Genomic DNA, 6,526 nt, shown 5'->3' on the forward strand with positions numbered 1-6,526 from the left:
CTGCGCTTCCTCCTCGGTCAGCGCTTCGACGCGGCGCCGACGCTGTTCTTCAGTTCGAGTACGAGCTGGGGGCTGAGCGCGGTACCGGCGCGGTTCGCGAACAGCGTCATCTCGTACGCGATGTTGCCGAGCTTGGCCTCCTTGTCGGTGACGACGCCGAGCACGGCACCGCTGCCGATCGCGGAGACCAGGACGTGGCCGCCCTCCAGGTCGATGATGACCTTGTTGAGGCCGCCGAGCCCGTAGTTGCCGGAGGCTCCGGCGGCCAGGCTCGTGATGCCGGAGACGATCGCGGCGAGGCGCTCGGAGTCCGCGTGCTCACGCAGCTCCGAGACGGCGATGAGCAGCCCGTCCGAGGACACGGCGATGGCGTCGACGACGCCGGCGGTCTCCGTCGCGAAACGGTTCAGCAGCCAGGTGAAGTCGGCTGCGGCGGCCTGCAGGTCGGCGGGCGTGTCACCTGTGGACGTGCTCACTGCTCCGCTCCTTCCGGGGAGTGGTTCTGGTCGTGCGGGGGGTTGGAGGCGCTCTGCCGGTCGTCCACGTCGTCCCCGGGCACGGGGCGGGCGTGGCTGCCGGTCTCGCTGTCCCGGTGGGCGCGCTCGACGGCGGCCTCGAACTCGTCGAGGGCGTCGCGTACGGCCTCCGCGTCGGCGGGCCGCGACGGAGCGGTCTTCGGTACGGCGTCGGCACCGACGGTGGTGCGCAGCGTGGCACCGCGGACCCGGCGGCGCAGGGGACGGGAGCCGTCGCCCGCGTCGATGCCGGCGGAAGCCTCGCCGGTGCGGGCCTTCGGGATGAACGGGGCCGCGGGCGAGGAGGGTTCGGGGGCCGGGTCGCCGGAAGCCGTCTCGCGGGGCGGGATGCGGCGGGGGAGCGGCGCGTGCTCGCCGTCGGTGGAGGCGGCCGCCGTGGCGCCGGGCTCCGGGGCCGCGGTGCTCCGGGGTGTCGGGCCGGTGGGCGCCTCCTGGCCGGAGTCGGTCCGTGCGGCCGTAGGACCGGTGGGCCGGACCGGATCCGGGGCCGCTGTCGTGTCCTGGCCGCTCGGCGAGGCCCCGGCCGGGACCGCGGAGGCCACCGGGCTCATCGTCAGCGTGAGGGAGGAGGGGATGGTGATCTCGGCCGTCACGCCGCCGCCCGGGGTGCGGGAGAGGACCACGCCGACCTCCCAGCGGCGGGCCAGGGTGCCCACCACGAACAGGCCGAGCACCTTCGTCGGGACGAGGTCGAGGCGTTCGCGGCGGATGAGGCGGGCGTTCTCCTCCGCCAGGCGTTCCGGGCTCATGCCCAGGCCGTGGTCGGAGACGACGACCAGCGCGCCCTCGTGGCTGTCCTTGACGATCACCTCGACGGGGCTGCCGGCGGGCGAGAACGCCACGGCGTTCTCGACGAGTTCGGCCACCATCAGGGTGAGGTCGCCGATGATGTCCGGCTCGACCATGACCTCCGTGCCGGCCTGCAGGGAGACCCGCTGGAAGCCCTCGATCTGGCCGAGCGCGGCACGGACCACGTTGGTGAGGGCGAGCGGCCCCGAGTCGAGGACGGTCTCGCGGATGCCGGCGAGCAGCATCAGGCTGTCGGCGTTGCGGCGCAGCCGGACCGCGATGTGGTCGATGCTGTAGAGGCGTTCCAGCAGCGCCGGGTCGGTCTCGCCGCGCTCGACCGCGTCGATCAGGGCCAACTGACGGGTCGTCAGGTTGCTGACCCGGCGGCCCACGTTGCCGAACATCTCGGCGACGTTGCGGCGGCTGAGCACCTGGCGTTCGAGGAGTGCGACCGCGGTGGTCTGCACCTGGTTGAACACGTCGGCGAGATCACCGATCTCGTCCTTCGCGGTGACCGGCATCTCCTGGAGCAGTGGCGTCCCGGTGTCCTCGGTGTCGTCGTCGGCCACCCGGGCGAGCTCACGGCCCGCCACCTCGGCGACCTGCCGGGCGGCACCGGTGAGCGCCTGCACCGGGCGCACCACCGAGCGCCGTACGGCCACCGAGAAGGCGAGCCAGAGCACGAAGCCCAGCAGGGTCGACCCGAGCAGCCAGGCGGCGTTCGAGCGCGCGTCCCGGGAGGCGGTGTCGGCGCGGTCGGCGATCTGGTCGATGAGCGAGGTGGTGGTCTTCAGCCGGGTCCGGGCCTGGGTGCGGTAGTCCGGGTAGGAGTCGAGCGCCGTCTGGAAGGCTTCCTTGATCTCGGACGGGGTGTCCGCCTGGAGCGAGCCGGGGTCGATCTGGAGCTCGGCGTACTGCCGGGCGATCGTCGCCTGGGCCCTGTTGTGCTCGATGTCGCCGAGTTCCTCGGCCTGCCCCGGTGTGGCGAACCTGCCGAAGCGTTCGACCTGGTGGGTGTACTCGTCGAAGGAGCCGATCGCGCCGATCAGCTCGATCAGGGCGTTGGAGTCGCCGGTCGTCGCGGAGAAGACCCCGGTCTCGAAGGCGCCGTGCGCGGCGTCGGCGCGCAGCAGCGAGTCGAGCAGGTTGCCGGTGAAGGTGGCCGCGAGGGCCGGGTTGCGGTCGAGCCCGAGGCCGTCGATCAGGCCCTTGGCGGCGTCGCTGTAGGCCGGGTCGATGTTGTCGGCGGGCAGGTAGGACCTCTCGACGGTGTTGCGCAGGTCCTCCAGGCCGTTGACCTCGCGCAGGGCCTGGGCCTCCCCCTGCGGCAGCCGGTCCCCGAAGACCTCGAGGACCTCCTCGACCTGGTTGTCCACCCGGATCTGTGCCTCGCGGTAGGCGGACTGCGAGGGCACTTCGCCCGTCCGGCTGGACTGGTGGCGTACGGAGAGCAGGACGGCCTGCTGGTGCTCGGCCTCCAACTGCCCGACCAGCTTGGCCACCTGGGCGCTGTCCCGCACCAACTGGGCCGCGTCCGAGGCGTCCCGGGACTGGCCGACCTGGTCGGCGAAGAGATACGCCAGCAGCACGGCGACCACCGCGAGGGGCACACCGACCAGGACGTTCAGCTTGCGTCGGAACGGCCAGCGCTCGGCGAAGTCCCGCAGCGCCCGGTTGCCGCGTGCACCGTCCCGGTCCGGCGGTGGTGCCGACCGGGTGGACGCGTCCACCTCGTTCGTGGACACCAGCCCTCCTTCGTGGGTGTCTCGGCCGACGCGCATGAACGCTTCTGACCGATTCTGATCGCTACGGGACGGTGCGTAGGGACATCAGAGTGGCTCCCGCACGCCTGTGTGACCGGCGCCAACTGCGGCGAGACTACAGCCTCTTCGGACAGCGCTTGTGGCCGCCCTGAGTCAAGAATCCGTTACAACCCGAGTCGCGCCCCGCGTGCCGGTTTCGCGCTTCCTTCACAACCGGCTAGGAGTAAGGGTCAATTGTGACCAGGCTGCTCTTGACTGAGTGAGAACGGGCTGGATTGGATCAGTGCAAGGGCTTCCCCGCACGACGCCCTGAGCCCTCTTGCAGCCCCTGAGTTCCGGAACGGAAATCGTGACTTACACCGCCGCACACCGCAGGTCCATCAGGAAGAACCCCGGCGTGGCCGCCGTCGCGCTCGCCGCCGCCACGGTGCTGCTGGCCGGGTGCGGGTCCTCCGACGACTCCTCCGACCCCCTGAGCGAGGACACGGGGGGCGCCGCGAGCGGCGACACGGTCGTCGTCGGCTCGAACAACTTCGCCGAGAGCATCCTGCTCGCCGACATCTACGGCGAGGCCCTGAAGGCCAAGGGCATCAAGGTCACCTACAAGCCGAACATCGGCAGCCGCGAGACCACGTACGGGCTGCTCAAGAACGGCTCCATCACCGTCCTGCCCGAGTACAACGGCTCGCTGCTCGCCTACCTGGACAAGGACGCCGCGCAGAAGTCCGCCGAGGCCGTGAACGCCGCGGTCAAGGCCAAGCTCGACTCCAAGCTGACGCTGCTCGACTCGGCGCCGGCCGAGGACAAGGACTCCGTCTCGGTCAACGCGGACACCGCGAAGAAGTACAACCTGACGGCGTCCTCCACGCTCGCCGACCTCAAGGACATCGCCCCGGACCTGGTCATCGGCGGCTCGCCGGAGTTCCAGACCCGGCAGCAGGGCCTGCTCGGCCTCGAGTCCCAGTACGGCCTGAAGTTCAAGTCCTTCAAGGCCCTCGACGCGGGTGGCCCGCTCACCCAGGCGGCGCTCAAGAAGAACACCGTCCAGGCGGCGGACATCTTCACGACCGACCCGACCATCACCAAGGAGAAGTTCGTCGTCCTCCAGGACCCGAAGAACCTCTTCGGCTTCGCGAACGTGACCCCGCTGGTCTACAAGTCCGGTCTCACCCAGGAGGGCGTGACCGCCCTGAACGCGGTCTCCGCCAAGCTGGACACGAAGGCGCTCCTCGACATGGACTCCCAGGTCCAGCTCGACAACAAGGACCCGCTGGACGTCGCGAAGGCCTGGCTGAAGTCCAACGGCCTCGGCTGACGGCCGCCACGGCACGACAGGACGGCGCCCGGGCCCGGCGCGGAGGCGACTCCGCGCCGGGCCCGGGCGTTGTCGGTTGAACTCCGAGCCGGGTTCAGGGGTGGTCGGCGGAACTCCGGGCGGGGTTCAGACGTAGTCGCGTGGAGCCCCGGGCGGGGTTCAGACGTAGTCGTATGGAACTCCGGGCCGTGGGGTGCAGCGCCGACGCGGACACCGGCGGCCGGTGCGCAGGGGCCGTCAGTCGACCGCCGCCGCGATCAGCAGGTCCAGGAGGGCGATCAGCACGTCCCGGGACGACTCGCGACGGCGGGCGTCGCACAGCACCACCGGGACCCCCGCCGGGAGGGCCAGGGACTCCCTGATGTCCTCGGCCGGGTACGGGTGGCGGCCGTCGAAGCCGTTCACGGCGACCACGAAGGGGATGCGCCGGCGTTCGAAGAAGTCCACGGCGGCGAAGCTCGCCTCCGGGCGCCGGACGTCGATGAGGACGACCGCTCCCAGGGCGCCGACGGCGAGGTCGTTCCACATGAACCAGAACCGCTGCTGGCCCGGGGTGCCGAAGAGGTAGAGCACCAGTTCGTCGCTGATCGTGATGCGGCCGAAGTCCATGGCCACGGTGGTGGCCCGCTTCTCCTCGATCCCGGCGAGGTCGTCCACGCCCAGACCCGCGACGGTGAGGGGCTCCTCCGTGCGCAGCGGCGTGATCTCGCTGACCGACCCGACCATGGTGGTCTTGCCGACCCCGAAGCCCCCGGCGATGAGGATCTTGACGGTGTCGGGGGCGGCGGGCGTACCGGCCGCCCCGGTGGCGAGCGTGTCAGAGCCGGCCAAGGCCTTCCCTCACTTTCTGCAACAGGTCCAGGTCCGGGGAGCGGGGCGAGACCGGGCGCGGCGGGTGCGCGGTGATCAGGCCCTCCTCCAGGAGGTCGCACAGCATGATCACGACCACGCTGACCGGGAGGTCGAGCAGCGCGGCCAGCTCCGCCACGGCGACCGGGCGGGCGCACCGGCGCAGGATGCGGGTCTGCTCGGCCTGCGGGCGCGGGGCTCCTTCCGGGGGCGGGTCGACGGCGGTCACCGTCGTGATGAGGGTGAAGTCGGCGCGGCTGGGCCGGGTCCGTCCGCCGGTCAGCGCGAACGGACGTACCAGCCGCCCCGACGCGTCACTGTCGGTCACCTCACCCGCCGGTGGGGCCGATGCCGGCCCGCGGTGCCGCGCTGAGGTGCTCACCGATCTTCTTCACCAGCATGTTCATCTGGTACGCCACCACGCCGACGTCGGCGTTCGGGCCCGTGAGGACGACGAGGTGGGCGCCGGGTCCCGCGGAGGTGAGGATCAGGAAGCTGTTGGCCATCTCGATGAGCGCCTGGCGCACCGGGCCGCCCCGGAAGTCCATGCTGACGCCCTTGCTCAGGCTCATCAGACCGGACGCGGTCGCCGCCAGCCGCTCGGCGTCGTCGCGCAGGAACCCGGTGGACTTGCTGACGACCAGCCCGTCCTCGGAGAGCACGACCGCCTGCGTCACGTCGGCGACCCGCTCCACGAGTCCGGTGAGCAGTTGGTCGAGCTGGGTGTGCGTGGCGGGGGTGGGGCGTGTCATGGCGTGTCCTTCATGAGCGGTCGGTGTGGGGAGTACGGGCGGCGACGGGCCGGTCCTGCGGGGCGCGGGTCCCGCCGGGGGCCTCGGGGGCGGCGGGGTCCGGGGCGTCGGGCGGGCCGTTCGTGGCGGCGGTGCTCACTTCCTCGGGGGTGTCGAGCGGGTCGGGCCCGTGAGCGGTCGGCTCCTTCGGTTCGGTGGTGCGGGCGGCTTGCCGCGCGGTCGGGTCGTGCGGGGTCTCGTGCGGGGTGTCGTCGAGGGCGTCCTCGTCCCGGGCGCGGAGGGTGCCGCGCTGGAACCCGGCGAGCGAGGAGGCCGCGTGGTCCGCGGTGAACTCCTCGGCGTCCTCCTCGGGCACGGCCACGGCCTCCTCGCGCAACTCCACGGCGAGACTGGTCTGCGGCACCCGCCGGGGGAGGGGGGTGAGACCGTCGGGCCGGGGGGCGGGGGTGCCGCGCGTCGGAGGCCGGCGACCGGTGTCCGCCCCGTCTGCCACCGACTTGGCACCGACTGCCGACTTGGTGC

6 protein-coding genes and 1 pseudogene are annotated in these 6,526 nt (G+C 71.8%); 1 reads left to right on the plus strand and 6 read right to left on the minus strand.

The annotated features are described in order from the left end of the window. Positions 1–17: 17 nt before the first annotated feature. Together ACZ66S_RS15360 and ACZ66S_RS15365 are read right to left on the minus strand one after the other, a co-directional pair. Positions 18–476 carry a roadblock/LC7 domain-containing protein gene (locus ACZ66S_RS15360; protein ID WP_469902007.1) on the minus strand — a complete coding sequence of 153 codons (459 nt, stop codon included), beginning with the start codon at positions 474–476 and terminating at the stop codon, positions 18–20. Further along, the gene (locus tag ACZ66S_RS15365) at positions 473–3,070 is read right to left on the minus strand and encodes a sensor histidine kinase (protein WP_469902008.1); all 2,598 of its coding nucleotides are present in this window, start codon (positions 3,068–3,070) and stop codon (positions 473–475) included. Before ACZ66S_RS15365 ends, ACZ66S_RS15360 begins: the two co-directional genes overlap by 4 nt. 367 nt (positions 3,071–3,437) lie before the next feature. On the opposite strand from ACZ66S_RS15365, the gene ACZ66S_RS15370 reads away from it, so the two are divergent. Next, positions 3,438–4,403: an ABC transporter substrate-binding protein gene (locus ACZ66S_RS15370; RefSeq protein ID WP_469902009.1), complete on the plus strand. Its 966-nt coding sequence runs from the start codon at positions 3,438–3,440 to the stop codon at positions 4,401–4,403. 237 nt (positions 4,404–4,640) lie between these two features. Here ACZ66S_RS15370 and ACZ66S_RS15375 read toward each other — a convergent pair whose 3' ends face one another. The 4 genes and pseudogenes from ACZ66S_RS15375 to ACZ66S_RS15390 form a co-directional block, all read right to left on the minus strand. Next, complete coding sequence (locus tag ACZ66S_RS15375) at positions 4,641–5,234, minus strand: GTP-binding protein (protein WP_469902010.1); 594 nt, start codon at positions 5,232–5,234, stop codon at positions 4,641–4,643. Next, positions 5,221–5,580 (minus strand): DUF742 domain-containing protein, encoded by a 360-nt coding sequence (locus tag ACZ66S_RS15380; RefSeq protein ID WP_037720271.1) that lies wholly within the window; start codon positions 5,578–5,580, stop codon positions 5,221–5,223. Before ACZ66S_RS15380 ends, ACZ66S_RS15375 begins: the two co-directional genes overlap by 14 nt. A gap of 1 nt (position 5,581) precedes the next feature. Beyond that, positions 5,582–6,004 (minus strand): roadblock/LC7 domain-containing protein, encoded by a 423-nt coding sequence (locus tag ACZ66S_RS15385; protein WP_030313681.1) that lies wholly within the window; start codon positions 6,002–6,004, stop codon positions 5,582–5,584. A 10-nt stretch (positions 6,005–6,014) separates the two neighbouring features. Then, positions 6,015–6,526, minus strand: a pseudogene (locus ACZ66S_RS15390) (hypothetical protein); the annotation flags it as partial.

Source organism: Streptomyces sp. NPDC107471 (genome assembly GCF_055582845.1).

What these genes read in the sequence shown, in the direction of transcription:
- ACZ66S_RS15385 (WP_030313681.1), bottom strand. Translation starts at nt 6,004, where the DNA reads ATGACACGCCCCACCCCCGCCACGCACACCCAGCTCGACCAACTGCTC.